Annotated in this window: 23 protein-coding genes; 16 read left to right on the top strand and 7 right to left on the bottom strand. The window is 68.5% G+C overall.

Features of this window, described 5'->3' with window-relative positions; translation table 11 throughout:
- Positions 1 to 26 precede the first annotated feature (26 nt).
- From PV646_RS09345 to PV646_RS09325, 5 genes are read left to right on the top strand one after another with little or no spacing between them, the layout of a single operon-like run.
- Positions 27 to 608, top strand: coding sequence for a TetR/AcrR family transcriptional regulator (locus tag PV646_RS09345; protein WP_500341030.1), 582 nt, complete (start codon positions 27 to 29; stop codon positions 606 to 608).
- A 57-nt stretch (positions 609 to 665) separates the two neighbouring features.
- Positions 666 to 1,199 (top strand): SigE family RNA polymerase sigma factor, encoded by a 534-nt coding sequence (locus PV646_RS09340; protein ID WP_030477787.1) that lies wholly within the window; start codon positions 666 to 668, stop codon positions 1,197 to 1,199.
- Positions 1,196 to 1,945: a hypothetical protein gene (locus PV646_RS09335; RefSeq protein ID WP_500341029.1), complete on the top strand. Its 750-nt coding sequence runs from the start codon at positions 1,196 to 1,198 to the stop codon at positions 1,943 to 1,945. The genes PV646_RS09340 and PV646_RS09335 overlap by 4 nt, the downstream gene beginning before the upstream one ends.
- Before the next feature lie 25 nt (positions 1,946 to 1,970).
- On the top strand, positions 1,971 to 3,389 hold the full coding sequence (gene purB, locus PV646_RS09330; protein ID WP_500341028.1) for an adenylosuccinate lyase: 1,419 nt from the start codon (positions 1,971 to 1,973) through the stop codon (positions 3,387 to 3,389).
- Between the two features lie 2 nt (positions 3,390 to 3,391).
- On the top strand, positions 3,392 to 4,180 hold the full coding sequence (locus PV646_RS09325; protein ID WP_500341027.1) for an MOSC domain-containing protein: 789 nt from the start codon (positions 3,392 to 3,394) through the stop codon (positions 4,178 to 4,180).
- Here PV646_RS09325 and PV646_RS09320 read toward each other — a convergent pair.
- Positions 4,177 to 4,617, bottom strand: coding sequence for a hypothetical protein (locus tag PV646_RS09320; protein WP_500341026.1), 441 nt, complete (start codon positions 4,615 to 4,617; stop codon positions 4,177 to 4,179). The two genes, PV646_RS09325 and PV646_RS09320, sit on opposite strands and share 4 nt — an antisense overlap.
- Positions 4,618 to 4,696: 79 nt before the next feature.
- On the opposite strand from PV646_RS09320, the gene PV646_RS09315 reads away from it, so the two are divergent.
- On the top strand, positions 4,697 to 5,581 hold the full coding sequence (locus PV646_RS09315) for a phosphoribosylaminoimidazolesuccinocarboxamide synthase (RefSeq protein WP_500342344.1): 885 nt from the start codon (positions 4,697 to 4,699) through the stop codon (positions 5,579 to 5,581).
- Between the two features lie 65 nt (positions 5,582 to 5,646).
- Positions 5,647 to 6,282: a hypothetical protein gene (locus PV646_RS09310; protein ID WP_500341025.1), complete on the top strand. Its 636-nt coding sequence runs from the start codon at positions 5,647 to 5,649 to the stop codon at positions 6,280 to 6,282.
- On the opposite strand, the gene PV646_RS09305 is transcribed toward PV646_RS09310, so the two are convergent.
- Entirely contained in the window at positions 6,245 to 6,868 is a 624-nt protein-coding gene (locus PV646_RS09305) for an MBL fold metallo-hydrolase (protein ID WP_500341024.1), read from the bottom strand. The genes PV646_RS09310 and PV646_RS09305 overlap by 38 nt on opposite strands.
- 264 nt (positions 6,869 to 7,132) lie before the next feature.
- Here PV646_RS09305 and PV646_RS09300 point away from each other — a divergent pair, with 264 nt between their 5' ends.
- Positions 7,133 to 8,059 (top strand): trypsin-like serine peptidase, encoded by a 927-nt coding sequence (locus tag PV646_RS09300; RefSeq protein WP_452250595.1) that lies wholly within the window; start codon positions 7,133 to 7,135, stop codon positions 8,057 to 8,059.
- On the opposite strand, the gene PV646_RS09295 is transcribed toward PV646_RS09300, so the two are convergent.
- On the bottom strand, positions 8,043 to 9,023 hold the full coding sequence (locus tag PV646_RS09295) for an NAD-dependent epimerase/dehydratase family protein (RefSeq protein ID WP_500341023.1): 981 nt from the start codon (positions 9,021 to 9,023) through the stop codon (positions 8,043 to 8,045). The genes PV646_RS09300 and PV646_RS09295 overlap by 17 nt on opposite strands.
- An 80-nt stretch (positions 9,024 to 9,103) precedes the next feature.
- Here PV646_RS09295 and PV646_RS09290 point away from each other — a divergent pair, with 80 nt between their 5' ends.
- From PV646_RS09290 to purL, 4 genes are all read left to right on the top strand, one after another.
- A complete protein-coding gene (locus PV646_RS09290) occupies positions 9,104 to 9,712 on the top strand; it encodes a hypothetical protein (RefSeq protein WP_500341022.1) in 609 nt (202 codons plus the stop codon).
- Positions 9,713 to 9,942: 230 nt separating this feature from the next.
- Positions 9,943 to 10,182 carry a phosphoribosylformylglycinamidine synthase subunit PurS gene (gene purS, locus PV646_RS09285; protein WP_030465889.1) on the top strand — a complete coding sequence of 80 codons (240 nt, stop codon included), beginning with the start codon at positions 9,943 to 9,945 and terminating at the stop codon, positions 10,180 to 10,182.
- Positions 10,179 to 10,850: a phosphoribosylformylglycinamidine synthase subunit PurQ gene (purQ, locus tag PV646_RS09280; RefSeq protein ID WP_500341021.1), complete on the top strand. Its 672-nt coding sequence runs from the start codon at positions 10,179 to 10,181 to the stop codon at positions 10,848 to 10,850. Before purS ends, purQ begins: the two co-directional genes overlap by 4 nt.
- Positions 10,847 to 13,108: a phosphoribosylformylglycinamidine synthase subunit PurL gene (gene purL / locus PV646_RS09275; protein WP_500341020.1), complete on the top strand. Its 2,262-nt coding sequence runs from the start codon at positions 10,847 to 10,849 to the stop codon at positions 13,106 to 13,108. Before purQ ends, purL begins: the two co-directional genes overlap by 4 nt.
- A gap of 33 nt (positions 13,109 to 13,141) precedes the next feature.
- Here the strand turns inward: purL and PV646_RS09270 are convergent, their stop codons facing one another.
- Both PV646_RS09270 and PV646_RS09265 read right to left on the bottom strand, forming a co-directional pair.
- Positions 13,142 to 13,936, bottom strand: a complete 795-nt coding sequence (locus PV646_RS09270; RefSeq protein WP_500341019.1) for a lysozyme — start codon at positions 13,934 to 13,936, stop codon at positions 13,142 to 13,144.
- 42 nt (positions 13,937 to 13,978) lie between these two features.
- On the bottom strand, positions 13,979 to 14,818 hold the full coding sequence (locus PV646_RS09265; protein ID WP_500341018.1) for an aldo/keto reductase: 840 nt from the start codon (positions 14,816 to 14,818) through the stop codon (positions 13,979 to 13,981).
- A 78-nt stretch (positions 14,819 to 14,896) separates the two neighbouring features.
- Here PV646_RS09265 and PV646_RS09260 point away from each other — a divergent pair, with 78 nt between their 5' ends.
- On the top strand, positions 14,897 to 15,790 hold the full coding sequence (locus PV646_RS09260; protein ID WP_500341017.1) for a LysR family transcriptional regulator: 894 nt from the start codon (positions 14,897 to 14,899) through the stop codon (positions 15,788 to 15,790).
- Between the two features lie 868 nt (positions 15,791 to 16,658).
- Here the strand turns inward: PV646_RS09260 and PV646_RS09255 are convergent.
- Complete coding sequence (locus tag PV646_RS09255; RefSeq protein WP_500341016.1) at positions 16,659 to 17,531, bottom strand: pentapeptide repeat-containing protein; 873 nt, start codon at positions 17,529 to 17,531, stop codon at positions 16,659 to 16,661.
- Between the two features lie 71 nt (positions 17,532 to 17,602).
- On the opposite strand from PV646_RS09255, the gene PV646_RS09250 reads away from it, so the two are divergent.
- The 3 genes from PV646_RS09250 to PV646_RS09240 are packed head-to-tail and all read left to right on the top strand — an operon-like array spanning position 17,603 to position 22,461.
- Entirely contained in the window at positions 17,603 to 18,418 is an 816-nt protein-coding gene (locus PV646_RS09250) for an SAM-dependent methyltransferase (protein ID WP_500341015.1), read from the top strand.
- A 60-nt stretch (positions 18,419 to 18,478) separates the two neighbouring features.
- On the top strand, positions 18,479 to 20,644 hold the full coding sequence (locus tag PV646_RS09245) for a putative bifunctional diguanylate cyclase/phosphodiesterase (protein ID WP_500341014.1): 2,166 nt from the start codon (positions 18,479 to 18,481) through the stop codon (positions 20,642 to 20,644).
- A gap of 20 nt (positions 20,645 to 20,664) precedes the next feature.
- A complete protein-coding gene (locus PV646_RS09240) occupies positions 20,665 to 22,461 on the top strand; it encodes a glycoside hydrolase family 15 protein (protein WP_500341013.1) in 1,797 nt (598 codons plus the stop codon).
- Here PV646_RS09240 and PV646_RS09235 read toward each other — a convergent pair.
- The gene (locus tag PV646_RS09235; RefSeq protein WP_500341012.1) at positions 22,458 to 25,097 is read right to left on the bottom strand and encodes a glycoside hydrolase family 2 protein; all 2,640 of its coding nucleotides are present in this window, start codon (positions 25,095 to 25,097) and stop codon (positions 22,458 to 22,460) included. The genes PV646_RS09240 and PV646_RS09235 overlap by 4 nt on opposite strands.
- Positions 25,098 to 25,125 lie beyond the last annotated feature (28 nt).

Genomic DNA, 25,125 nt, shown 5'->3' with positions numbered 1-25,125 from the left:
CGTCCGCCGAGTACCCTGGCTCGACTATGACGGCAGCAACTCCCAAGGGCGAGCGCAGGCGGCAGGCGCTCGTGGAGGCCGCGTCCGGCCTGTTCGCGGAGGGCGGCTTCGACGCGGTCAGGCACCGCGCGGTCGCCGAACGCGCAGGTCTGCCGCTCGCGTCGACCACGTACTACTTCGACTCGCTGGACGAGCTGATCACCGCGGCCGTCGAGTTCCACGGCCGCAGTGAGCTCGCGCTCTTCCGGCAACGACTCTCGGAGATCCGGGAGCAGATGACCGACGACGAGCTCGTCGAGTTCGTGCTCGACCTGCTGATCGGCGAGAGCATGACCGACCTCGAAGCGGTGCTGCTGCGCTACGAACGCCTCGTCGCCACCGGCCGGCGCCCGTATCTGCGGCCGGTGATGCGCGTGCTGTCGACCGAGCTGCGCGAGCTGATCGCCGACGTCATCGCCCGAACCGGTCGTGACATCGACAGCGACGGGGTCGAGGAGATGATGGCCATCGTGGACGGCTCGGTGGTCAACTCGTTCATCGAGCTCCGGTCGGACCCGCGTGGCGTCGCGGGCAGGATGCTCCGTTCGGCTCTTTCGCGTCACGCGTGATGCAACCCCGCGTTCCTCCGATGCGTTCCCCTGGTTGAGGACGCGAGAGGGGAACGCATGCGCAAGGCCGACGAACAGGGCTTTCGCGAATTCGCGGCAGCCAATGCCGCGTCTTTGCGACGTACTGCGTACCTCTTCTGTGGCGACTGGCACACAGCGGAAGACCTGATGCAGTCGAGCCTCATGAAGATGTACCTGGCGTGGAAGCGGATCAAGGACCTGGACAACCTGATCGCCTACGCCCGCAAGGTGCTGCTGCGCACCTGGCTGGACGAGAAGCGCAGGCCGTGGCGGAGAGCCGAGCAGCGCGACGGAGAGCTGCCCGACGCCGCCGACGCCACCGTGGACCCGGACACGACCAGCGCCAAGCTGTGGGCGCGTGAGCTCGTGCACACCGCGCTGTTGCAGGTGCCGCCACGTCAACGGGCGGTGCTCGTGCTGCGTTATTTCGAAGACCTGCCGGTCGCCGAGGTGGCGGTCGCCATGGGATGCACCGAGGGAACGGTCAAGAGCCAGACGGCGCGTGGCCTCGCGACGCTGCGCACCATCGTGGAGAAGCTCGACAGCAGTTCGGGGAGGGTCGCGTCGTGAGTGAGCAGGAGATCCGCGAGGGAATGCTGCTGGCCGTCTGGGACGAGCCGCCCCTGGACTTCGATCCCGACACCCTGATCAGGCGGGTCGAGCAGAAAAAAAGTCGTCGACGAGCGCTGGTCACTGTGGGCGTGGCTACGGCGATGATCGCCGTGGCGTCGTTCTCGCTGCCCGGTCTGCTGCCGCGCGACCAGGACGCCCGTCTCGGCGCCGAGACCCAGTCGAGCGTCCCGGCCACACCGACCGTGGACGTTGAGCGCAAGGCCCGCCGGATCGGCGACGTGCTCGCGGCGAGCGTGGAGCGGATGACCGGCCACAAGGACGTCTACGCGAGCTTCCGCACGGGGAGCCTCAGGTACCCGCCGTACACCTCGACGACCGAGACGAAGCGCCCGGGAGATCCGGACTACAGCGGTTACCTGGGCTTCACCGACATGATCGGACCGACCGCGCTCGAGGTGGTCGCCGGCAAGAACCAGGAGAGCTCGAAGGTCTACTGCCAGGGCGCGTCGGCGTGCAGGGACGTGACGCAGGGCGACGGGACGGTCGTGACCGAGATCGAGCGCACCGAGGGCTCCGAGCTCACGGCGTCCATGGCGGTGCGGACGTTCCAGAACGGCTACACCGTGAGGATCTCCTCCTACAACTACAACCCGACGACCGGGCAGGGGCTGCGGCAGAGCGTGCCGGTGCGAGTGCCGGTGCTCACAGCGCTGGTCATGGACCCGAGCATCACGTGGGAGTGACCACGACGTGCACTAATCTGAGGGCGTGACGAAGCCCCGCATCGCCAACGTCCTCGCAGGTCGGTACGCCTCCACGTCGCTCGCGACGCTCTGGTCGGCCGAGCACAAGATCGTGCTGGAGCGCCAGCTGTGGCTCGCGGTCCTGCGGGCCCAGGCCGCTGCGGGCATCGAGGTTCCGGCGACGGCGATCGCGGACTACGAGCGCGTGCTGGAGCAGGTCGACCTGGAGTCGATCGCGGCGCGCGAGCGGGTCACGCGGCACGACGTGAAGGCGCGCATCGAGGAGTTCAACGCGCTCGCGGGTCACGAGCAGGTCCACAAGGGAATGACCTCGCGCGACCTGACGGAGAACGTCGAGCAGTTGCAGGTGCTGCGGTCGCTGGAGCTGATCCGCTCCAAGGTCGCCGCCGTCCTCGGCCGCCTCGCGCGCCTCGCGGCCGAGCACTCGGACCTCGTCATGGCCGGTCGTTCGCACAACGTGGCCGCGCAGGCCACGACGCTGGGCAAGCGCTTCGCGACGGGCGCGGACGAGCTGCTGGTGGCGTTCTCCCGCCTCGACGAGCTGATCGCGCGCTACCCGCTGCGCGGCATCAAGGGCCCGGTCGGCACGGCCCAGGACATGCTCGACCTGCTCGGCACCCCCGAGAAGCTGCAGGAACTGGAGCGGACGGTCGCGGGCCACCTCGGCTTCGAGCGCGTGCTCACGTCCGTCGGCCAGGTCTACCCGCGCTCGCTCGACTTCGACGTCGTCTCGACGCTCGTGCAGCTCGCCGCGGCGCCGTCGTCGGTGGCGAAGACGATCAGGCTGATGGCGGGCCACGAGCTCGTCACCGAGGGCTTCAAGCCCGGCCAGGTCGGGTCCAGCGCGATGCCGCACAAGATGAACACCCGCTCGTGCGAACGCGTGAACGGCTTCGCGGTGATCCTGCGCGGTTACCTGTCGATGGTCGGCGAGCTCGCGGGCGACCAGTGGAACGAGGGCGACGTGTCGTGCTCGGTCGTCCGCCGGATCGCGCTGCCGGACGCGTTCTTCGCGTTCGACGGGCTGCTGGAGACGTTCCTGACGGTGCTGGACGAGTTCGGTGCGTACCCGGCCGTCGTCGCCCGTGAGCTGGACCGCTACCTGCCGTTCCTCGGCACGACGAAGGTGCTGATGGCGGCCGTGCGCGCGGGTGTCGGCCGTGAGACCGCACACGAGGCCATCAAGGAGAACGCGGTGGCCGTCGCGCTGGCGATGCGCGAGCAGGGTCTCGCGCAGAACGACCTGCTGGACCGGCTCGCCGCCGACTCGCGCCTGCCGCTCGACAAGGCCGGCCTGGACGCGCTGCTGGCCGACCGCCTGTCGTTCACCGGCGTGGCGTCGGCGCAGGTCGCGGCCATCGTCGAGCAGGTCGCCGCGGTCGTCGACAAGTACCCGGCCTACGAGCCGGAGCCGATCCTGTGATCGTGTCCGACCTGGTCGTCCACCCGATCAAGGGATGCGGCGGGTTCTCCGTCGCATCCCGCGCCGTGGAGCCGACGGGGCTGCTCGGCGACCGGATGATGATGCTGGTCGACGACGACGGGGTGTTCCTGTCGCAGCGCAAGGTCCCGGAGATGGCGGCGATCCACCCGTACCTGACGGACTCCGCGCTGCACCTCGGTGGAGCGCACTTCCCGATCGTCGCCGACGGACCTCGGGTGCCGGTCGTCGTGCACACGTGGCACGGGTCCGGAGTGGACCAGGGTGACGAGGCGGCGGAAGCCTTCTCCTCGACTCTGAAGAGGTCCGTGCGGCTCGTGCGCACGCCGCCGGACATCCACCGCGAGACGACCGGTGAGACCACCGGAGTCGTCGGCTACGCGGACGGCAACGCGTTGCTGGTGCTCTCGCTGTCCTCATTGGACGGACTGAACGAGCGCATCCTGGAGCGTGGTGGCGAGCCGGTGCCGATGAACCGCTTCCGCCCCAACGTGGTCGTGTCCGGCTGGCCGGAACCGCACACGGAGGACCGGGTGCGGCGCGCGGCCATCGGTGACGTGGAGTTGGCCTACGCCAAGGACTGCGTGCGGTGCGCCGTGCCGATGGTCGATCAGGAGACGGGGCTGAAGGCCGGTCCCGAGCCGATTCGAACGCTTGCGACCTACCGTCGTGATCCGGACGGCGGGGTGACGTTCGGGATGAAGGCGCAGGTCGTGACCACCGGCGCCATCGCGGTCGGCGACAAGATCGACGTGCTGGAGTGGCGCGCCTAGACCTTCTGCCAGCGCAGGCGGTCGCCGCGGCTGGGATCCTTGCGACAGACCAATTCCCTGTCGAGAATGTCGATGCCGCGAGCGCCTTCCGGGCTGCACGTGGCGTTCTCAGCGACGAACACCCCTCGCTGCGGCGGGGTCTCGCTGGTCGTCGGCTGCTGTGCCGGCGGCTGCTGCACGGGCGGCGGCTTCGGCTGCGTGGTCTTCGTCGTCGGGGTTGTGGTGGTCGTGGATGACGACGTTGTCTTGACCGAGATGTCCGCGACGTCCGGTGTCGGCACGATGCTCACCGACTGGGTCGTGCTCGTGTTCGGCGAGCCGCCGGACGAGGGGGACGAGATCGGGCTGGAGTCGAAGCTCCACCCGGCGATGCCCAGCACGATCAGCAGGGCCGCACTGGCCAAAGCCGGGATCCACAGGGCCTTTCTGGTGAACACGGGTGCACCTTAAGCTTCTTTTCGCTTGATCTGTAGAGGTGCGGGGTGTACATCGGTCGCCGAAACAGGGGCACGTAGGCTGACCAGCGTGCCTACGCTTGCTGACTACCAGCACGTCGCCCGCGGCAAGGTTCGCGACCTGTACGACGTGGACGACGAGCTGCTGCTGTTCGTCGCATCGGACCGCATCTCGGCGTACGACCACATCCTGAGCTCGGAGATCCCCGACAAGGGGCGCGTGCTCACCGCGATGAGCGTGTTCTGGTTCGAGCGGCTCGCCCCGAACCACCTGGTCGCGTTCGACGACCCGCGCATCCCCGCCGAGGTCCGCGGCCGCGCGCTGCTGGTGCGCAAGCTGCAGATGGTCGACGTCGAGTGCGTGGCGCGCGGCTACCTGACGGGCTCCGGCATGGCCGACTACACCGCGACCGGTGCGGTGTGCGGGATCGAGCTGCCGGCCGGGCTGGTCGAGGCGTCCGAACTGGACCCGCCGATCTTCACGCCCGCGTCGAAGGCCGAGATCGGTGCGCACGACGAGAACGTGTCGTTCGACGTCATCGCCGAGAAGCACGGTGTCGAGCTGGCGTCCAAGCTCCGAGAGCGGACGATCGAGCTGTACAGCGAGGCGCGCGCGTACGCGTTGACGCGCGGCCTGATCCTGGCGGACACGAAGTTCGAGTTCGGGCTGGACGCCTCCGGTGAGCTGATCCTCGCGGACGAGGTGTTCACGCCGGACTCGTCGCGCTACTGGCCGGCCGAGGGCTACGAGCCCGGTCGGGTGCAGCCGTCGTTCGACAAGCAGTTCGTGCGCGACTGGCTGACGTCTTCGGAGTCCGGCTGGGACCGGAAGTCGGACGTGCCGCCGCCTCCGCTGCCCGCGGACGTCATCGAGGCCACCCGTGCGAGGTACATCGAGGCGTACGAGCGGCTCACGGGCCGGTCCTTCGCTGACTGGCTCGCCTGAGTTAGCTCTGCTTTCACACGGATGTCACCACGGCATGGCGCACTCATACGGTGCACTCACAGCTCGTGGTCTCTCTGTCCGGCATCGGTCCGCAGAACCTCGACCGATGCGCTGATCTCGCCGCGGCCCTCGACCCGCGGCAGGTGCCGTTGTCGCTGCTCATAGTACCTCGCGAGCTCGGCAAGGCGCAGGAATGGGTGCGGCAGCGCGCCTCCCTCGGTGATGCCGTCGTGCTGCACGGCCTCGGCCAACGGCGGCTGCCGGCCTATGAAGCCGGGTTGTTGTTGATGGGCGCCCGAATGCAGATGGACGCCATCGGCCTCAACATCGACACGTTCGCCCCACGGCGAATCGTGGCGTCACCCGGCACGTTGATCGCGCTGGCCAAGCACCGGTTCCAGCGCTGCGCCGACGCGCACGCCGTCCGCGAGATCGGCAGCGGACTCGCGACGCTGGGCCGCCTGCACGCGCTGACCGAACGCAGCAGCTTCGGTGAGCTGCGGTCGCTGGCGCTGGTCTACGCGGCGGCCAGGTCGGCGCGGCGCGGCGGACTGACCCGGATCACCGTCGACGCCCGTGACCTGCACCGACCCGGTGCGCGGCAGGCCGTGCTCGACGCCGTGGACATCGCTCTCGCTCACGACGCCGTGCCGACCACCTACGTCAAACTGCCGTCGCCTCGCCTGGCGTCAGCAGCCTGACCTCGGTGCCGTCCGGTTTGAGCATCTCGAAGAACCGGACGGCCATCTGAGGGCTCGCCAGCGTCTTCTCGTGGATCGGCACGGCGACGCGCGGCTTCACCGCGCGCATGAAGTCGACGGCCTCGCCGGTGCGCAGCCACGGCGCACCCGCGGGCAGTCCGAGCACGTCGACGTCCTCGTCGGGCACGAACAGCGAGTCGCCGGGGTGGTAGAACGCGCCGTCGCCGATCACGTAGGCGGCGTTCGGCACGATCGGGATGTCCTGGTGGATCAGCGCGTGCTCGCCGCCGGTGACCTTGACCGTCGTGTCGCCGATCTCGAAGACGTCACCGGGCCGGGCGACGGTCGGGTTCTCGACGGTGGGCGCCGTGCCCTCGTCGACGATGAGCTGCGCCTGCGGGTTGGCCTTGAGCAGCGCGGGCAGCTTCTCGGCGTCGATGTGGTCGAAGTGCTGGTGCGTGACCAGCACCGCGTCGAGGTCCGTGAGGTCCTCGAACCCTGCGGAGAACGTGCCGGGATCGATCAGGATCCGCGTCGAACCCGAGTCCAGCAGCACGCAGGCATGACCGAAATGGACAACTTTCACGAAATCCTCCATTACCGACGTTCGGCGGGCTGACACGGTCAGGTGACGTCGGAAGTATCAAAAGGCATGAGGAAAACCCTGCAACTCCTCACGGCACTGGCACTTGCCCTGCCGATGACGACCATCGTCCCTGCTACCACCACCTCTACGCCTGCTGAGGCCTCGTCGCCGCAGACGCAGGAAATCGGAACTGAGGAATCCGTCTCAGTCCGCGTGGGTGGCACGAATCGTTCGACGTTGATCGAACGACCGGGGTCCGGATACGTGAAGCTGCATTTCACGGACCTGCGAATCCTGCCAGGTGACGTGCTCACGGTGTCGAACCCTGACGGCACCGAGAAGTACACGTACACGAGAGATCTGAAGTCCTCGCTGACCGCGACGCTCGACGCGTCCGGCTTCTGGGCCATGTCGATCACCGGTGACCGCGCTCTGGTCTCGGTGACGAACCCGCTGTCGCGCGTCCGGATCGACAAGCTCACGCGCGGCTACACCGAGGCCGAGATGTCGTCGCAGCCGTCCGTGCAGAGCATCTGCGGCACGAACGACTACAAGGACGCGGTCTGCTACCAGTCCAGCAACCCGACCGAGTGGGGCAAGACCGCGTCCGTGGCGAAGCTGCTGCGCAACGGCAGTTCGCTGTGCACGGCGTGGCGGGTCGGCCCCAACAACCGCATGCTGACCAACGAACACTGCTTCACCAGCACCAGTGGCATCGAGGTGTGGTTCAACTACCAGTGCCCGACCTGCGGCGGCACGGCCTCGGCCACCGTCACGAAGGTGCTGGCGGCGTCGGTGCTGAAGTACAGCGCCGCACTCGACTACACCCTCTTCACCGTGAACAACTTCGCGGCCATCAGCTCGTTCGGTTACCTCGAACTGGACGCGCGCGTTCCGGCCGTGGGTGAGGAGATGTACATCGTCGGCCACCCGGCCGGGAAGCTGAAGAAGTTGTCGTTGCGCGACAACAACAACGGCGGTGGCTACTGCGTCGTGCGTGCCGTACGTGTGAACGGCAGCTCCTCGCAGTCCGACATCAGCTACATGTGCGACACCGAGGGCGGCTCGTCCGGCTCACCCGTGCTGTCGAGGCGCACGCACAAGGTGATCGGGCTCCACCACTTCGGCGGCTGCCCGAACCAGGGCGTGCGCATCGACCTCGTCGCCGCGCAGATCAACTCACTGCTGTAAGGATTTCCTGCTCTTCGGCTGCCGTGAGCCCGGCCTTCCGGGCCCGGTCCACCCCGAGGCCGCGCTCGTACTCCAACGAGTCGAGCGCGGTCTCGGCCAGCGGCCTGACCCGCAGCCCGTTCGCCAGCGCGTTGCTGACGTCGCGGCCGACCATCTTGGCCCACGCCGCCGGCAACCACAGGGGCAGCGACCGAGGCCCGGCCCACGGGTTGACGCCAAGATCCTCGAGGACGCTCTCCGGCACCGACACGAGCTGCGTCCCCGCCGGAGCCGTCGCCCCGGCGATCTCCCCCATGGCCATCTGGAACGGCATGACGGGCCCGGTCGAGTCGTACGTGCCGGTGACCCGCTCCTCGGCCGCGAACACGATCCACTGAGCCAGATCACGCGCATCGATGTGCTGGAACCCCAGGTCAGGACTGTCCGGCACGACCACGCGCCCACCCTGCGACATCCGCGCGGGCCAGTACCCGAACCGGTCGCTCGGGTCGTCCGGCCCGGTGATGAGCCCGGCCCTGACGATGAACTCGCGGCTCGCCATCACCTCGCGGACGGCGTTCTCGCTGGCCACCTTGACGCTGCCGTACCGCTCGGAGGTGAACTCCTCGGAAGGGTCGTCTTCCAGCGGCGGCAACAACTCGTCACTACCGGTCGCATGGTCCGCGTAGACGGAGATGCTCGACACGAACGTCCAGTGCGGCGTAGTCCCCCCGAACGCCTCCAGCGCGTCCCGCACCCAGTTCACCGAGTACTTCGACACGTCGATCACCGAGTCGAACTGCTCGCCGGCCAACGCGTCGAACGCACCGGGTTTGTCCCGGTCGACCTTGATGAGACGCGCGCCCTCTGGCACCCCGCCGGAGGCACCGCGGGCAGCGCAGACCACGTCGTGGCCGCGGCGGACGGCCTCCGACGTGATGGCCTTGCTGAGGAACACGGTTCCGCCGAGCACGAGGATCTTCATGATCCCCAGCATCCGTCCGATCGGGCTCGGCTGCCACCGGTCTCGCTTTCGGCGAAATAGCTCGTTGGAATAGGTCCAATGTGAAGTCGTTCGGACCCGATCAGTTGGACTTGGTGAACTGTTGTTCGGAACTGGCCGATGGACGTTCCGTGAGTCTGCATGCCTTCGTCGACGAGTCGCGGCGAAACAACACGTATCTGCTGGCGGTGGCCTTGGTGCCGCCCGGCCGGCTGCACAAGTTCCGCAAGGCCCTGCGCTGTCTGCTCATGCCGGGTCAGAAAGAGCTGCACTGCAAGAAGGAGACCCCCAGTCGCCGCAAAGCGATCGCGTCCCGGATGGTGGAGGAGCGGGTCTCCGTTCGGCTGTACAAGCGCAGCTGTGATCAGGGTGACGAGCCGGCGCGCCAAGCGTGCATCAGGAGGCTCGTCGAGGATCTGCTGGAGGCCGGTGCTCATCGGCTCGTGCTTGATTCACGTGCCCAACGGGACCAGCACGACCTCTTGACGATCCGTACGGCTCTCGGCCACGTCGCGTTGTCCACGAACCTCGTCTACGAGCACTGCCGCAGCAGCAACGATGAACTGCTGTGGATCGCGGACTTCGCGGCCTGGTGCTATGGCTCCGGCGGTGAGTGGCGGGAGCGGGTGATGCCCATCGTCGAATCGATCGTCGACCTGGACTACCCCTAGAAAGCGCGATACCCAGCCGTCGACCGTCCGGACGTGGGCTGGGTACACTTCCTTGGCTTACGGGCCTCGGCTGACACCACTCTACCAAACGGTCCCGCCGAGGCAAGCTCGTTCACCCGAAGGTGGACCACCCCCGCTGTGCCCCCGAACACGTGTCGGGAGGATGAACGCACAGGTCAGATAGGCTCCCGAGGTACCGCCAGCCCCTCCAAACCCGGGAGCAGTCTGTCGTGGCCCGAGTCGTCGTCGACGTCATGCCGAAGCCCGAAATCCTCGACCCCCAAGGCCAGGCGGTGGCGAACGCGCTGCCTCGTCTCGGCTTCGACGGCATCACCGCCGTCCGTCAGGGCAAGCACTTCGAGCTGGAGGTCGCCGACGACGTCGACGACGCCACGCTCGCCAAGATCGCCGAGACCTTCCTCGCGAATCCCGTGATCGAGGACTGGACCGTGCGCAGGGTCGAGGCATGAGGGTCGGTGTCATCACCTTCCCCGGCACCCTCGACGACGTCGACGCGCAGCGGGCCGTCAGGTACGCCGACGGGGAGGCCGTGCCGCTCTGGCACGGTGATCACGACCTCAAGGGCGTCGACGCGGTCATCGTGCCCGGTGGGTTCTCGTACGGCGACTATCTGCGGTGCGGCGCCATCGCGCGGTTCGCGCCCGTCATGCAGGAAGTGATCGAGGCCGCGAACAAGGGGATGCCTGTTCTCGGCATCTGCAACGGTTTCCAGATCCTCGCCGAGGCCCACCTGCTGCCCGGTGCGCTGACCCGCAACCACAAGCTGCACTTCGTGTGCCGCGACCAGTGGCTCAAGGTCGAGAACACCAGCACCGCGTGGACCGGCCGGTACGACCTGAACGCCGAGATCCTCGTACCGCTGAAGTCCGGCGAGGGCGGTTACCAGGCCGACGAGGACACGCTGAAAGAGCTGGAGGACAACCAAAGGGTCGTCTTCCGGTACGTCGGCGAGAACCCCAACGGCAGTCGCAACAACATCGCCGGCATCACCAACGCCAGGGGCAACGTCGTCGGCCTCATGCCGCACCCCGAGCACGCCATCGACGCGCTCACCGGCCCCACGGACGACGGACTGGGCATGTTCCTGTCCCTGCTCGACACGGTGGTGAACGCGTGATCGACACCGTCAAGAACGCCGAGGCGACACCCGAGCAGGAGCAGCCCTACCGGGAGCTGGGCCTCAAGGACGACGAGTACGCGCGCATCAAGGAGATCCTGAAGCGCCGCCCCACCGACGCCGAACTGGCGATGTACTCGGTCATGTGGAGCGAGCACTGCTCCTACAAGTCGTCCAAGGTGCACCTGAAGTACTTCGGCGACACCACGACCGACGAGATGCGCGCCAAGATGCTCGCGGGCATCGGCGAGAACGCCGGCGTCGTGGACATCGGGGACGGCTGGGCCGTCACGTTCAAGGTCGAGAGCCACAACCACCCGTCGTACGTCGAGCCCTACCAGGGCGCCGCGACGGGCGTGGGCGGCATCGTCCGGGACATCCTCGCGATGGGCGCGCGGCCGCTCGCGGTCATGGACCCGCTGAGGTTCGGCAGGCCGGACGCGGACGACACGAAGCGCGTGCTGCCCGGGATCGTCGCGGGGGTCGGCGGCTACGGGAACTGCCTCGGTCTGCCGAACATCGGCGGCGAGGTCGTGTTCGACGAGTCCTACCAGGGCAACCCGCTGATCAACGCGCTGTGCGTCGGTGCGATGCGCACCGAGGACCTGCACCTCGCGCACGCGAGCGGCACCGGCAACAAGGTCATCCTCTACGGCGCGCGCACCGGCCTCGACGGCATCGGCGGCGTCAGCGTTCTCGCCAGCGAGACGTTCGACGACTCCGGAACCGGCACCGCCAAGCGCAAGAAGCTTCCGAGCGTGCAGGTCGGCGACCCGTTCACCGAGAAGGTGCTGATCGAGTGCTCGCTGGAGCTCTTCGAGAAGGGCGTCGTCGTCGGCATCCAGGACCTCGGCGGCGCGGGGCTGTCCTGCGCGACGAGCGAGCTGGCCTCTGCCGGTGACGGCGGCATGCACGTCTACCTGGACCGCGTGCCGCTCAGGGCCACCGGGATGACCCCGGCCGAGATCCTCTCGAGCGAGTCCCAGGAACGCATGTGCGCGGTGGTCGAGCCGGCCGACGTCGAGGCGTTCATGGAGGTCTGCGCGAAGTGGGACGTCATCGCCACCGAGATCGGTGAGGTGACGGAAGGCGACCGCCTGGTCATCACCTACCACGACGAGGTCGTCGTCGACGTGCCTCCGCGCACGGTCGCGCACGAGGGCCCGGTGTACAACAGGCCGATCCAGCGCCCCGCGGACCAGGACGAACTGCAGGCGAACACGCCGGACGGCCTGCCCAGGCCGGACGACCTGCTCCAGCTGATCAAGACCATGGCCGCCAGCCCCAACCTGGCCTCCAGGAAGTGGGTCACGCAGCAGTACGACCGGTACGTCCGCGGCGGCACGGTCCTGGCGCAGCCCAGCGACGGCGGCATGATCCGCATCGACGAGGAGACCGGCCGCGGTGTGGCGCTGTCCACGGACTGCAACGGCCGCTACACCAAGCTCGACCCGTACGAGGGCGCGAAGCTGGCACTGGCCGAGGCCTACCGCAACGTCAGTGCCACCGGTGCTACCCCGGTCGCCGTCACGAACTGCCTCAACTTCGGCTCGCCGGAGGATCCGGCGGTCATGTGGCAGTTCGAACAGGCCGTGAAGGGCCTCGCGGACGGCTGCGCGGAGCTCGGCATCCCGGTGACCGGCGGCAACGTCAGCTTCTACAACCAGACCGGCTCCACGGCGATCCTGCCGACGCCGGTCGTGGGCGTGCTCGGTGTCATCGACGACGTGCGGCGCCGCATCCCCACCGGCATCGGGGCCGAAGCCGGCGAAACGCTGCTGCTGCTCGGCGAGACGCACGACGAGTTCGGCGGATCGGAGTGGGCCCACCACGTCCACGGCCACCTGGGCGGACTGCCGCCCAAGGCCGACCTCCAGCGAGAGAAGCTGCTCAGCCAGGTCCTCGTGGCGGGCTCCCGCGACGGCATGGTCTCCGCCGCGCACGACCTCTCCGAGGGCGGCCTGGCCCAGACGCTGGTCGAGACCTGCCTGATCGGCGAGGTGGGTGCACGGGTCTTCCTCGAGGGCGACCTGTTCACCGCGCTGTTCAGCGAGTCGGCCGGCCGCGTGCTGGTCGCCGTCCCGCGCACCGAGGAGCAGCGCTTCACCGACATGTGCACCGCGCGCAGGCTGCCGTGGCGCAAGGTCGGCGTCGTCGACCCGGAGTCGAACGCCCTGGAGATCCAGGGCCTCGGCGAACTCCCGCTCGACGAGCTGCGCGAGGCCTGGGAGGGCACCCTCCCGGCACTGTTCGACTAGACGGGTGAGGACGGCCCCGGACCGGGGCCGTCCTCAGCTCGCGGCGATCCGCTGGAGCTGCTCGAACCTGCCGTTGAACAGGTTCTGGTCGCCGGGGAAGAGCCCGTCCGCCTGCCACTGCCAGATCGTGTGGAACGTGAAGCCCATCGGCAACGCGCCGAGCTTCGAGTTGTAGTGCGCGATCCACAGCGGGTTGTCGTCACCGAACTTCACCGAGCCGCCGACGCACTTGTTCCACCAGCTCGTGGACGTGTAGATCGCCGGATAACGCTTGGTGCGCGCGAACACCGTGTCGCTGAACTCCTTGACCCACGCCGTCATCGCGGTCTGGTTCATGTTGTAACAAGTGTCGCCGTACGGGTTGTACTCCATGTCGAGCGCGGGCGGCAGCGTCTTGCCGTCGGGCGACCAACCGCCACCGTTCTCGACGAAGAAGTTCGCCTGCTGCACGCCGTTGGCGCGGTCGGGCAGCGCGAAGTGGTACGCGCCGCGGATCATGCCGACGTTCAGGGAACCGTTGTACTGCTGCGTGAACTTCGGGTTCCGGTAGTGGACGCCCTCGGTCGCCTTGACGTAGGTGAACCGGGCGCCTTTGTTCCAAGAGGACTTCCAGTCGACGTCGCCCTGGTGGCTGCTCACGTCCATGCCGGGGACCTTGCCCTCGGTGGGCGGTGACTCCGCAGCCGAACGAAGGTCACCCGGGCCTTCGTGTTTGAGGATCTGGGATCCCGCGGTGTGGTCCGCGGAGCCCTCGGGCAAGGGCGCCGCGGACGCGGGTGCCGGCGTCATGCCGGCGACGATCGCCACGATGCTGATCAAGGTCCGCATGGAGTAGATCGTGCGACCATTTGTCGCAATTTGCTACCGGGGTCACCCGTCCAGGCGGGACAGCTCCTCTGCGGACAACTCCAGGTGGGTGGCCGAGGCCGAATCCTGGATGCTCGCCGGTCGAGAAGCACCCGGAATGGGGACTACCACTTCGGACTTCGCGAGCATCCACGCGAGGCAGACCTGGTGAGCGCTCACGCCGTGGGCGTCACCGACCTCCTTGAACGGACCGCTCAGCGCGCCCGCCTTGCCGATGCCGCCGAACGGGCTCCACGGCAGGAACGCGATGCCGAGCTTCGCGCACAGCTCCAACTCGGGTTCGCTCGACCGGAACACCGGTGAGAACTGGTTCTGCACCGCCGCGAGCCGTCCGCCGAGGATCTCGTTGGCCTGCACGATCTCGTCCGGGTTGAAGTTCGAGACGCCCGCGTAGCGGATCTTGCCGTTGTCCAGCAGTTCCTTCAGGGCACCGACCGACTCCGCGATCGGCGTCTTCGGGTCCGGCCGGTGGAACTGGTACAGGAAGATCTGGTCGACCCCGAGCCGCTGCAACGACCCGTCGACGGCCTTGAGCAGGTACTCCGGCCGTCCGTCGAGATCCCAGCCGCCGCCTGGCACGCGCGTGTGGCCGCCCTTGGTCGCCACGAACACCTCTTCGGAACGGCCGCGCAGCCCTTCGGCGATGAGCAGCTCGTTGTGGCCGAAGTCGGTGTCGTCGAGCGAGTAGGCGTCGGCGGTGTCGATGAACGTCACGCCCGCGTCCAGCGCGGCGTGGATGGTCTCGACCGCCTGCTCCCGGTCCGGCCTCCCCTGCACGGAGATGGGCATGCCGCCCAGGCCGATGGCGCTGACTTCCACTTCTCCGATACGACGCTTCTGCATGCACTCCACTCTGGACCCTGACGATTAAGCTGTCCAACGCAGAGAACTGATCTCATTGAGCACCGCAGGTGATGAATCGTGGAACTCAGACAGCTGGAGCACTTCCTCGCGGTCGCCGAGGAGTCCCACTTCACCAGGGCAGCGCGCCGCCTGCACGTCGCCCAGTCGGGGCTCTCGGCGTCGATCCGCGCGCTGGAGGTCGAGCTGGGCGCGCCGCTGTTCCTGCGCACGACCCGCCAGGTCGAGCTGACCCAGGCCGGACGCGCGCTGCTGCCCGAGGCACGTCGCGCGTTGAACGTAATCTCCTCGGCCAAGGACGCGGTCGCCGCGGTTCAGGGACTGCTGCGCGGCACGTTGTCCGTCGGCAGCCTGCAGTGCCTGCACGTCGTGCACCTGCCCGCGGTGCTGTCGCGGTTCCACGAGCTGCACCCCGGCGTGGAGATCAGGATGCGCCAGTCCGGCAACGCCGAGCTGGTCGAGGAGGTCAGGGCCGGCCGCCTCGACCTCGCGTTCGTCACGCGTCAGCGGAAGATCGCGGACGACCTCCGGGTGTCCACCTTGGCCAGTGAGCCGCTCGTGCTCGCGTGCGCGCCGGGAAGCCCTTTCGCCGCAAGAGAAAGCATCGAGCTCGCCGAACTCGCCGGGCAGCCGTTCGTCGACTTCAACGCCGACTGGGGCACGCGCGACGAGGTCGACCGCACGCTGGCCGCGGCAGGTGTCGAGCGGCACGTCGCCGTCGAGGTCAACGACGTGCACTCCCTGCTCGACTTCGTCGCGTTCGGCCTGGGCGTCGCGCTAGTCCCGCAGTCCTTCGCCCTCAAGACCGATCGCGCGCAGTTTGTCGGCCTTCGCGGAGACGTGCCCGGCGCCGAGACCGTCGTCGTCACCGCGAACACCGTCGGCGCCGCCGCGAGCGTCCTGCTCGACATGGTGCTGGAAGCCAGGTCCGGCCGCCTCCGCGTCGCTGGTTAGGTGCCAGCCGGGCGCGGGTGCGCGGAACTCGGTGCCGTCCAGCACCTTCAGCTCACCGCGCTGCGAGGCGGGCGGCTGCGGTGCCGGGTGGAAGAACCGGCCCACCTCGGCCTGGCCCATGTCGCCGCTGAACTCGACGGGCCCGGCGAAAGTGGTCTCCTGGAAGGAGATCCCGCCGGGGAAGCTGCCGTTGTCCATCTGCAGCCTGCCGTGGAACGTGCCGCCGGAGAACAGCGTGACGCTCTTGACCTGGACGTTGCGCAGGTTCGTGATGCCGTAGAACTGCGCGCGCCGGGCGACGAGCCGGTTGACGTACCGGCCGTCCAGCGAGAAGTACTCCAGCACCGCGCCGGTCAGGTCCAGGTCGTAGGACACGTGCTTGCGCTTCTTGCCCCACGACAGGGTGTCCTTGATCAGGCGCTGGGCGGTCAGCCGGACCTGGTGCTCCAGTCGCAGCGCCTCGTCGACCTCGCCGAAGTCCTGGTCGGGGTCCCCCGGCTTGCGCTCGTGCGGCGGGTAGTCGAACGGCCGCCGCAGATAGGCGCACAGCACGTCGAGGACGGTCTGCTGGTAGCGCGGCGTCGACTTGGCCAGCCACGCCAGCGCGTGCATCGCACCCACCCGCACCTGGTCGGCCTCGTTGCCCAGCAGTTCGACCGACCGCGCGAACCGTTCGTCGGCGACCTTCTCGCTCTCCAGGTGGTGCTTGCGGTCGTTGAGCCACAGCGCGTACAGCGCGACGACCGCGCCACCCGCGACACCGGCGGTCTTCACGATCTCCACGGCCGGCGCCTTCACCAGGTACAGGAGCACCGCGGTCGCGGCGGTGACCACGGCCGCGGAGAGAACGGCGAAAACCCACTTCACGTCAGTTCCTCCACGCTTCGGGCAGGTCGGCTGCCACCGCGAACGCACAACCGTCCGCCTTCACGTCGGCCCACTCGGAGTTCGAGAACTTGGTCTCGCCACCGAACTTCGTCTCCGTGAAGACGGCGAGCCCACGCGACTTGACCCTGCTGAACCACGCCTTGCGGCGGAAGTCGTTGTGGTGCATGTACAACCGGCCGGTCACCTCGGCGTCGGTGAGGTAGGCGTCTCCGTGGACCACCATGTGGTGGAAGGCGTTCGACTCGTTCAGGTGGGCGACCCGCATGATCAGGTCGCCGACCTGCCGGTACGACAGGTCCATGTACTCGAGATGCGCCTTGGTGAGGTTGAGGTCGTAGTGGACCGGGTCCTTCTCCTCCAGGCGCGGCAGCAGGTCCTCGACCAGCCGCTGCGAGGTGAGCCGGACCTCCAGTTCGATCTCGCCGGCGTCCTCGTCGTCGGGCGACCGCTTGTACGGCTGCCGCAGGTACGCGCAGAGGATGTCGAGCACGGTCTGCGTGTACTCGACCCTGGACTTCGCGAGGCCGGCCAGCGCGTGCATCGCGCCCACCCGCACCTGCGCGGTCTCGTGGCCGAGCAGTTCGACGGCGCGCGCGAACCGTTCGTCGGCCACGCGGGACCTGTCGTGGTCGATGCGCTGGGCCTCGAGCTCCTGGCGGGCCTCCTCGACCTTGCGGCGCCGGTCGTTCAGCCACAGCGCGTACAGGGCGACTATCGCGCCACCCGCCAGACCGCCGGTCTTGATCGCCTCGTGCTTGGGCGCGCCGGGGTCCAGGAGCAGCAACACGCCCCCGACCAGCACAAACGCGCCGATCGACGCGAGAATGGTCGACAGCAGCAAACTTTTCCTCACGAGGTCGGCATTCTGCCAAGTGGCGGGTGCATGATGGGCGGGAACGGTCCGAACGCGGGTGGGGTGAGCGAGTGGAGCGGCCGAACTGGGCGCCGGGGGACATCGACCTGGAACGTCCGAGCGTCGCGCGGGTGTACGACTACTGGCTCGGCGGCGCGCACAACTTCGCCGCGGACAGGGCCACCGCCCAGAAGATGCTCGAAACGATGCCCGAGCTGCGCAACGTGGTCCTCAACCACCGGGCCTTCCTGCGCCGCGCCGTCCGCCACCTGCTGAGCCGGGGCGTCCGGCAGTTCCTCGACCTCGGTTCGGGCATCCCGACCGTCGGCAACGTGCACGAGATCGCCCAGGCCGCCGACCCCGAGGCCCGGATCGTCTACGTCGACCTCGACCCGGTCGCCGTCGCGCACAGCCGCTCGCTGCTGGGCGGCAACAGCCGGGTCGGCGTGTTGCAGGCCGACGTCCGCGACGCCGTGGGCGTGCTGGCCTCGCCCGAGGTCACCAAGCACCTCGACCTCGACGAGCCGGTCGGCGTGCTGATGATCGCGTTGCTGCACTTCGTGTCGGACGAAGACGACCCGTGGGGCATCATCGGCCGCTACCGCGACCGCATGGCACCCGGCAGTTTCCTGGCGATCTCCCAGGCGGGCTACGACGAGGGGGACGTGGAGTCCACCGCCTCGGTGGAGGCGCGCAGGATCTACGACCGCCAGGTCACGCAGTCGACGTTCCGCAACCGCGCCGAGTTCACCCGCCTGTTCGACGGGTTCACGCTGGTCGAGCCCGGTGTCGTCCGGGTTCCCGCCTGGCACCCGGAGGCGCCCGCCGACGTGGAGGAGTCAGGCAAGCGCTTCCCGGGGTTCGCCGCGCTGGGCCGGAAGGCGTAGAGGTGACTCCGGACGGCGACCGGCCGTATGCTGCGCGTTCGTGGCGTTAGGGCCGAGAAGATGACCGATCGGGTAGACCACCGGGTGCGTGAGGACCGCTATCCCTTGAGCCCGGCCGTTTTGGCCGGTGCCGAGGCGTTCGCGCGCAGCTGGGCAACGGCCGTGATCGGGTCGAGCTACGTGCCGATGACCAGGGCCGAGGTCGCACAGCACCTGCAGGACCTCACCGAGCGGCTGGTCGAGGCGCTGTTCGCGAGCCCGTTCCGCACCGCCCCCGGTCACGAGATCGGCTCACGTCTGGTCGACGCGCACTTCACCGGCACCGACACGCTCGGCCGCACGGTCCAGTTGCTCGGCGACGACCTGCTGGCCGAACTGGGCTTCCCCGGCGACGCGAGGCTGACGTCCCGCCTGGCCGCCCTGCAGGGCGCGCTGGCCGCCGGGTACGCCCGCGCGCTGCGGGAACGCACGCTCGCCGAGCAGGAGGCGATCAGGGCGGCCGTGCTGGACGCCCGCGACCAGGCCGAGTCGATGCTGCGGGCCTCCGAGGCCCGGTTCCGCGCCATGTTCACCGAGGCCGCGATCGGCATCGGCATCGCCGCCATCGACGGCCGGATCCTGGACGTCAACCAGGCCCTGCAGGACATGCTCGGGTTCAGCGTCGAGGAGATGCGCCAGTACAACGTGCGCGACCTCATGCACCCGGAGGACGCGGGCAGCGTGTGGCGGCTGTACGACCAGCTCATCGCGGGTGAGTGCGACCACTACCGCGCCGAGAAGCGCTTCCACCGGGCCGACGGCGAGCAGGTGTGGACGCACCTGACGTTGTCGCTGGTCAGGGACGACCACGGCGAGCCGCAGTACCAGGTCGCGATGATCGAGGACGTCACCGACCGGCACCTGCTGCAGAACCGGCTGCGCTACCAGGCGTTGCACGACCCGCTCACCGGCCTGCCGAACCGGGCGTTGTTCCTCGAACGCCTCGGGCGCGTCTTCAACAACCGGGCGAAGCACGTGCGGGCCGGCCTCTGCTACCTCGACCTGGACGGCTTCAAGGTCATCAACGACTCGCTGGGCCACGACACCGGAGACCAGTTGCTGGTCGAGGTCGGCCGCCGGCTCGACCACTCCGTGTCCGGCGAGGGCAAGCTCGTCGCGCGCATGGGCGGCGACGAGTTCGTGATCCTGGTCGAGGGCTCGTCCGGCGAGCAGGACATCGTGGACGTCGCGGACCGGGTGCTGACCGAGCTGGAGGCGCCGATCCGCATCGCGGGCCACGAGCTGTCGGTGTCGGCGTCGATCGGCATCGTCGAACGTCAGCTGTCCGGCACGACCTCCGCGGACATGATGCGCGACGCGGACATCACCCTGTACTGGGCGAAGGCCGACGGCAAGGCGCGCTGGGCGCTGTACGACCCGGAGCGCAACGCTCGCGAGGTCGCCCGGTTCACGCTCTCCGCCACGATGCCCCGCGCGTTGGAACGCGGCGAGTTCTACGTCGAGTACCAGCCGCTGGTGCGCCTGGAGGACTCCACCGTCACCGGTGTCGAGGCCCTGGTGCGCTGGCAGCACCCGGAGTTCGGCCGGCTCGCGCCGGACCGGTTCATCGAACTGGCGGAGGAGACCGGCCTGATCGTCCCCTTGGGACGGTGGGTGCTGCGCAAGGCCTGCGAGGAAGCCCGGCGCTGGCTGGAGGAGTTCGGTGACGCGGCGCCGTTCGTGTCGGTGAACCTGGCCGTGCGGCAGTCCCGCGACCCCGAGCTCGTGCGCGACGTCAAGCGGATCCTGGACGAGTGCGCGCTGCCGCCGCACCACCTGCAGCTGGAGCTGACGGAGTCGGCGATCATGGGCACCGCCGACGAGCCGCTGGAAGCGCTGCGGGCGTTGTGCGACATGGGCGTGCGCATCGCGATCGACGACTTCGGCACCGGTTACTCGAACCTGGCCTATCTGAAGCACCTGCCCGTGCACGAGTTGAAGATCGCCGGCTCGTTCATGGAGGGGCTGCGCGCCGAGAACGAGGAAGACCCGGTCGACGCGCAGATCGTCGCGACGCTGGTGCAGCTCGCGCACGCGCTGTCGTTGGGCGTCACGGCCGAGGGCGTGGAGACGCCCGCGCAGGCCGCCCGGTTGATGCGGCTGGGATGTGACACGGGCCAGGGCTGGTTCTTCGCCCGGCCGGGCCCACCGGAGAACATCGACAGCTTGTTGCGTGGTGATCTCTAGGTCGGGGAACTCCCAGGGGCATGAAGGCATTGGCCCTGGTCGTGCTCCTGCTCGTGATGTCGGCACCGGTCGCCCGTGCGGCCGAGGTCGTTCCTCTACCCGCTGACAAGCAGGCGTTCGGCACGGCGAGGTCCGCGGCGAGTCCCGTGTGGTTCACCCTCGGCCACCAGGGCCTGTCCGAGATCTTCTTCCCCGACCTGAGCACGCCCGCGACCCGGGAGACACGGCTGCTGGTCGACGGAAAACCCGGCCGGGCGTACACCGAACCCGCGGACGACAGGTCGCTGACGTTCCGGCAGAGGCTGCGCGGCGACGGCTGGCAGGCCGAGATCACCTACGTCACCGACCCGCAGCGCGCCGCGGTGCTCGCGGACGTGGAGGTGAAGGCGCAGCGTCCCGTCCGGCTGTCGATCGAGCACGTGCCGATGAAGGGCTCCAGCGAAGTCAGGACCACCTTGCCCACCGAACCGGTGCGACGCGCGCACGGCACGTTCGCGGTCGGGTTCGGCGACGGCGTAGCCCAGGCCGCGCTGGACCGGGGATTCCGTGCCGTCGCAAGGGAGTACGCGCAGGGCTGGCACACGTACCTGAACGGGCTGACCAGGCCGAAGTCGGCGGACCGGCGGCTCTACGACATGTCCGTGATGGTGCTGGCGGCGACCGAGGACAAGACCCACCCCGGCGCGTCGATCGCGTCGCCGAGCTTTCCATGGGCCTTCGGGTTCGACCGGGAACTGGCGCCGGAGCTCGGCCCGTACGCGCTGGTGTGGCCGCGCGACCTGTACCACGTGTCCACGGCGATGATCGCCGCCGGAGACCGCGGGTTCGCCGAGCGGTCGCTGGACTTCATGCTCCAGAAGCAGCAGCAACCGGACGGCCACCTGCCGCAGAACACGCGCGTCGACGGCACGCCGGTGTGGCTCAAGGTCCAGCTCGACCAGGTCGCGGCACCGCTCCTGCTCGCCTGGCACCTGGACCGCCAGGACCAGTCCACAATGGACTTTCTGCGCCGCTCCGCCGACTACCTCCTGACCTATCCGAACTCGCCGTTCAGCGAGCAGGAGCGGTGGGAGAACCAGGACGGCTACTCGCCCGCCACGATCGCGTCGGTCGTCGCCGGCCTGGTCTGCTTCGCGGATCTGTTGCAGCGCAACGGGGAGAACGCCGACAAGTACCTCCAGGCCGCCGACGAGTGGCAGCGGAAGGTCGAGGGCTGGACCGCGACGAGGACCGGCCCGTACTCGCCGAAGCCGTACTACCTGCGCCTCACCAAGGACGGGCAGCCCGACGCGGCGACGAAGTACAACCTCGGTGACAACAACCCGGCCGACATCGACCAGCGCGCGGTCGTGGACCCGAGCTTCCTGGAACTGGTCCGGCTCGGGGTGAAACGAGCCGACGACCCCGTCATCCGCAACACCGTGCGAGTCGTGGACCAGCAGCTGAAGGAACAGGGCTACTGGCACCGGTTCACGCAGGACGGCTACGGCGAGACAGCGGACAGCAGGCCGTGGGGCATCAACTGGCCGACGCCGACCCGCACGTACGGCAGGCTCTGGCCGTTGCTGAGCGGTGAGCGCGGCGAGTACGAACTGCTCGCCGGCGACAAGGCCAGTGCTTCCAGGCGGCTCAAGGAGATCGCCGCGGCCGCCAACAGCGGGCTCATGCTGCCCGAACAGGTGTGGAACGGCCGGGGAACCGGCTCGGCCACCCCACTCGCCTGGACGCACGCGCAGTACGTGCGGCTGGCGTGGTCGCTCGACGCGGGCCGTCCCGTGGAACGACCCGACGTCGTCGCGAACCGTTATGGCGGCTAGCGCTTGCTCACGTTGTGCCCGGAGAGCTGGACGATCGGCGCCGCCCCGCCCAGGTCGGACGTCCGGTACTCGCCCCTGATCGTCTGGGACTCACCGGGGAACAGCGTGATGTAGTTGTCGCTCCAGTCGACCGGCAGCACCTCGGCGCCACCCTGGCCCTTGCGCAGCGACGCCCGCATGAAGAACGCCACGGAGGTGCCGGTGTTCCTGACGGTCACGCTGGTGGCCTGCCTGCCGTCCGCGCCCGGTGTCGTCGTGGAGGTCACCGACACCTGGCCCGCCCGCAGGGAGCTCAACGACTTCAGGTCCGTGTACTGGGCCTGCGGCGTGTACCACCAGTCGCCGGCGTTGTAGTTCAGCGTGTCCGCCTTGGTGGACAGCCAGTAGACGTTGCGGTCGACCTCCTTGCCCGCGGAGTCCTTCAGCAACAGCCGCACGAAGTACGCGGGCGACAGACCGGACGGTTGCGGCAGGTTCCCGACTCGCACGGACCCGTTGGCCTTGGCCGGGACCGGACGCGTCTCGTTCGCCTTCTGCGTGCCGTCGGAGTTGAAGACCGTCACCTGGAGGCTCAGGCCCTGCTTGGCCTCCAGGCCCATGTTCACCACGGCGAGCGACTTGTCGTCGTAGGAGTACTGCGCGTGCAACGCCTTGTTCGCCGTCTTGGCACCGAAGTACGACCCCGCCGTCGCGAGGTTGTAGTTGTAGAGGTGCCAGAAGAGCTTGGGCCACGGGTCGTTCTGCATCCAGTAGATGAGGCCCTGCGCCTGGTTCGCGCCGGTGTCGGAGAAGTCGCGGCCGAACGCCTCGAACTGCGCGCGGTTCGTCTCGTACTGCTGCAGCTGGGCCTTCTTGACGAAGTCGTCCACAGTGGACGGCTTGCCGTAGCGGTTGTCGAGGGCCGTGCCCCAGAAGCCGATCTTGCTGAAGTTGCCGGACGGCGACAGGTGGTACTGCTGCGCGTTGTAGTCCGTCAGCTTGTTGATCTCGGCCTGGCTCATGAACTTCCTGAGCTCGTCCATCTCCGGGATGGCGAGGCCGGGGCCGATCTCGGACGCGAAGCCCGCTGACCCGCCCTTCTGGTTGTTGTACCAGTAGACCGGCGGCTCCCACCAGTACGGGCCGTCCATCTTCATGCCCGAGTCACCGAGCTGCGGAGAGCTTCGGCGCGCGGCCGCGGTGATGATCGGCGTCTGCCAGTCCGCGTGCTTCAGGGCGTCCAGGTAGATCTTCTCGACGTCGGCCACCGGGGCCTCGTCCGAGCCGATCAGGAACGTGAACACGCTGGGGTGGTTGCGGATCCGCTTGGCCTCGCCCTCGGCGGACGCACCCGCGACCCTCTTGTCCTCCGCGGTGAACGCGCCGGTGTTCTGCCACTTCGAGCAGCACTCCCAGCCGGTCATGAGCAGGATGCCCATGCGGTCGGCCATGTCGTAGATCTCGTCGTTCTCGGGCTTGCCCTCGAGCCGGATCGTGTTGAGACCCATGGACTTCGTCAGCATCATCTCGTCGGCGATCTTCCGCACGTCGGTGCGCAGGAAGAGGTCCGACGCCCAGCCGCCGCCGCGGATCAGGATCGGCTTGCCGTTGATCTGGTACTGGACGTTTCCACTGATCATCTTCGAGGTGACCTCGCGGATGCCGAACGTCGTCCTCTGCTCGTCCGACTTCGCGCCGGAGACGGTCGCGGCCGCCGTCGCGTCGTACAGCGGCTGCGCGCCCATCTGGTACGGCCACCAGATCTGCGGGTTGGTGACGGTGAGCGGGAACGTGACCGTCCTGGTCTCGTTCGCGGCCAGGCTCACGTTCTGGCTGTAGTTCTGGCCCGCGGCGCTGCCGGAGACGGTCGTGGTGACCGTGCCGCCGGTGTTGTTGCGCACGTCGGCCTTCACGGTGACCGCGGCGCTGTTCAGGTTCGGCAGCGGCAGGTCGGAGAGCACGTGCAGGCCGCGCACCGAGACCGCGCCGCTCTGCGCGAGGTCGACGTCGCGGAACAAGCCCTGGTTGCGGTCGGGCGGGAGCTGGGCCCAGTCGATGAAGTGGATCACCAGGTCCTTGGCCGGGTCGGACGGCGATGCCTTGATCGCGAGCGCGTTGTCACCCTTGCGCAGCAGGCTGGTCACGTTGAACTCGAACGTCGGGTACGCCCCGACGACCGTGTCGGTGCCGGCGACCTTCGTGCCGTTCAGCCACACCTCACCGCGGGAGATCACACCGCCGTTGAGCTTGAGGAACGTGTTGACACCCGGCTGCGGGTCGGCCTGGAAGACCTTGCGGTACCACCACGGCACCTTGAAGTCGTTGGGGTTGGCCTTCTTCAGGTTCTCCGAGTAGTTGACGTCGCCGTACCTGTTGTTCGCGATCAGACCGGCCATCACCGTCGACCGCGCGGGCACGCTGAGCCAGCCGGAGTCCGAGTAGGACGGGCCGGAGATCACGGTGCCGGACTGCGTGGCGGTGGCGCTGGTCTGCATGCGCCAGTCCGGGATGGTGGAGGTCTGTCCGGGGACGGCGGCCACCTTCAGCGCCGCTCCCGTGCCGGGCACGGGGCCCGCGTTGGCTGAGGTGCCTGGCACGAGCAGGGCCAGTCCCACCGCCGCCACGACCAGGGTCGGTAGTGGTCGGTTGCGCAGCATGTCGCTCCTCGACGCATCGGGGCGGCGG

The organism is Streptomyces sp. ID05-26A (genome assembly GCF_033794685.1).
Lineage (GTDB): Bacteria > Actinomycetota > Actinomycetes > Mycobacteriales > Pseudonocardiaceae > Lentzea.
The sequence above is the reverse complement of the archived record's forward strand: the minus strand, read 5'-3'. Positions and strand labels throughout refer to the sequence as shown.

Bases quoted from the DNA above. Each gene is read 5' to 3' on its own strand.
- PV646_RS09345 (WP_500341030.1), top strand. From the start codon at position 27: ATGACGGCAGCAACTCCCAAGGGCGAGCGCAGGCGGCAGGCGCTCGTG.
- PV646_RS09340 (WP_030477787.1), top strand. From the start codon at position 666: ATGCGCAAGGCCGACGAACAGGGCTTTCGCGAATTCGCGGCAGCCAAT.
- PV646_RS09295 (WP_500341023.1), bottom strand. From the start codon at position 9,023: ATGAAGATCCTCGTGCTCGGCGGAACCGTGTTCCTCAGCAAGGCCATC.
- purQ (WP_500341021.1), top strand. From the start codon at position 10,179: ATGAGGGTCGGTGTCATCACCTTCCCCGGCACCCTCGACGACGTCGAC.
- PV646_RS09270 (WP_500341019.1), bottom strand. From the start codon at position 13,936: ATGCGGACCTTGATCAGCATCGTGGCGATCGTCGCCGGCATGACGCCG.
- PV646_RS09265 (WP_500341018.1), bottom strand. From the start codon at position 14,818: ATGCAGAAGCGTCGTATCGGAGAAGTGGAAGTCAGCGCCATCGGCCTG.
- PV646_RS09245 (WP_500341014.1), top strand. From the start codon at position 18,479: ATGACCGATCGGGTAGACCACCGGGTGCGTGAGGACCGCTATCCCTTG.
- PV646_RS09240 (WP_500341013.1), top strand. From the start codon at position 20,665: ATGAAGGCATTGGCCCTGGTCGTGCTCCTGCTCGTGATGTCGGCACCG.
- PV646_RS09235 (WP_500341012.1), bottom strand. From the start codon at position 25,097: ATGCTGCGCAACCGACCACTACCGACCCTGGTCGTGGCGGCGGTGGGA.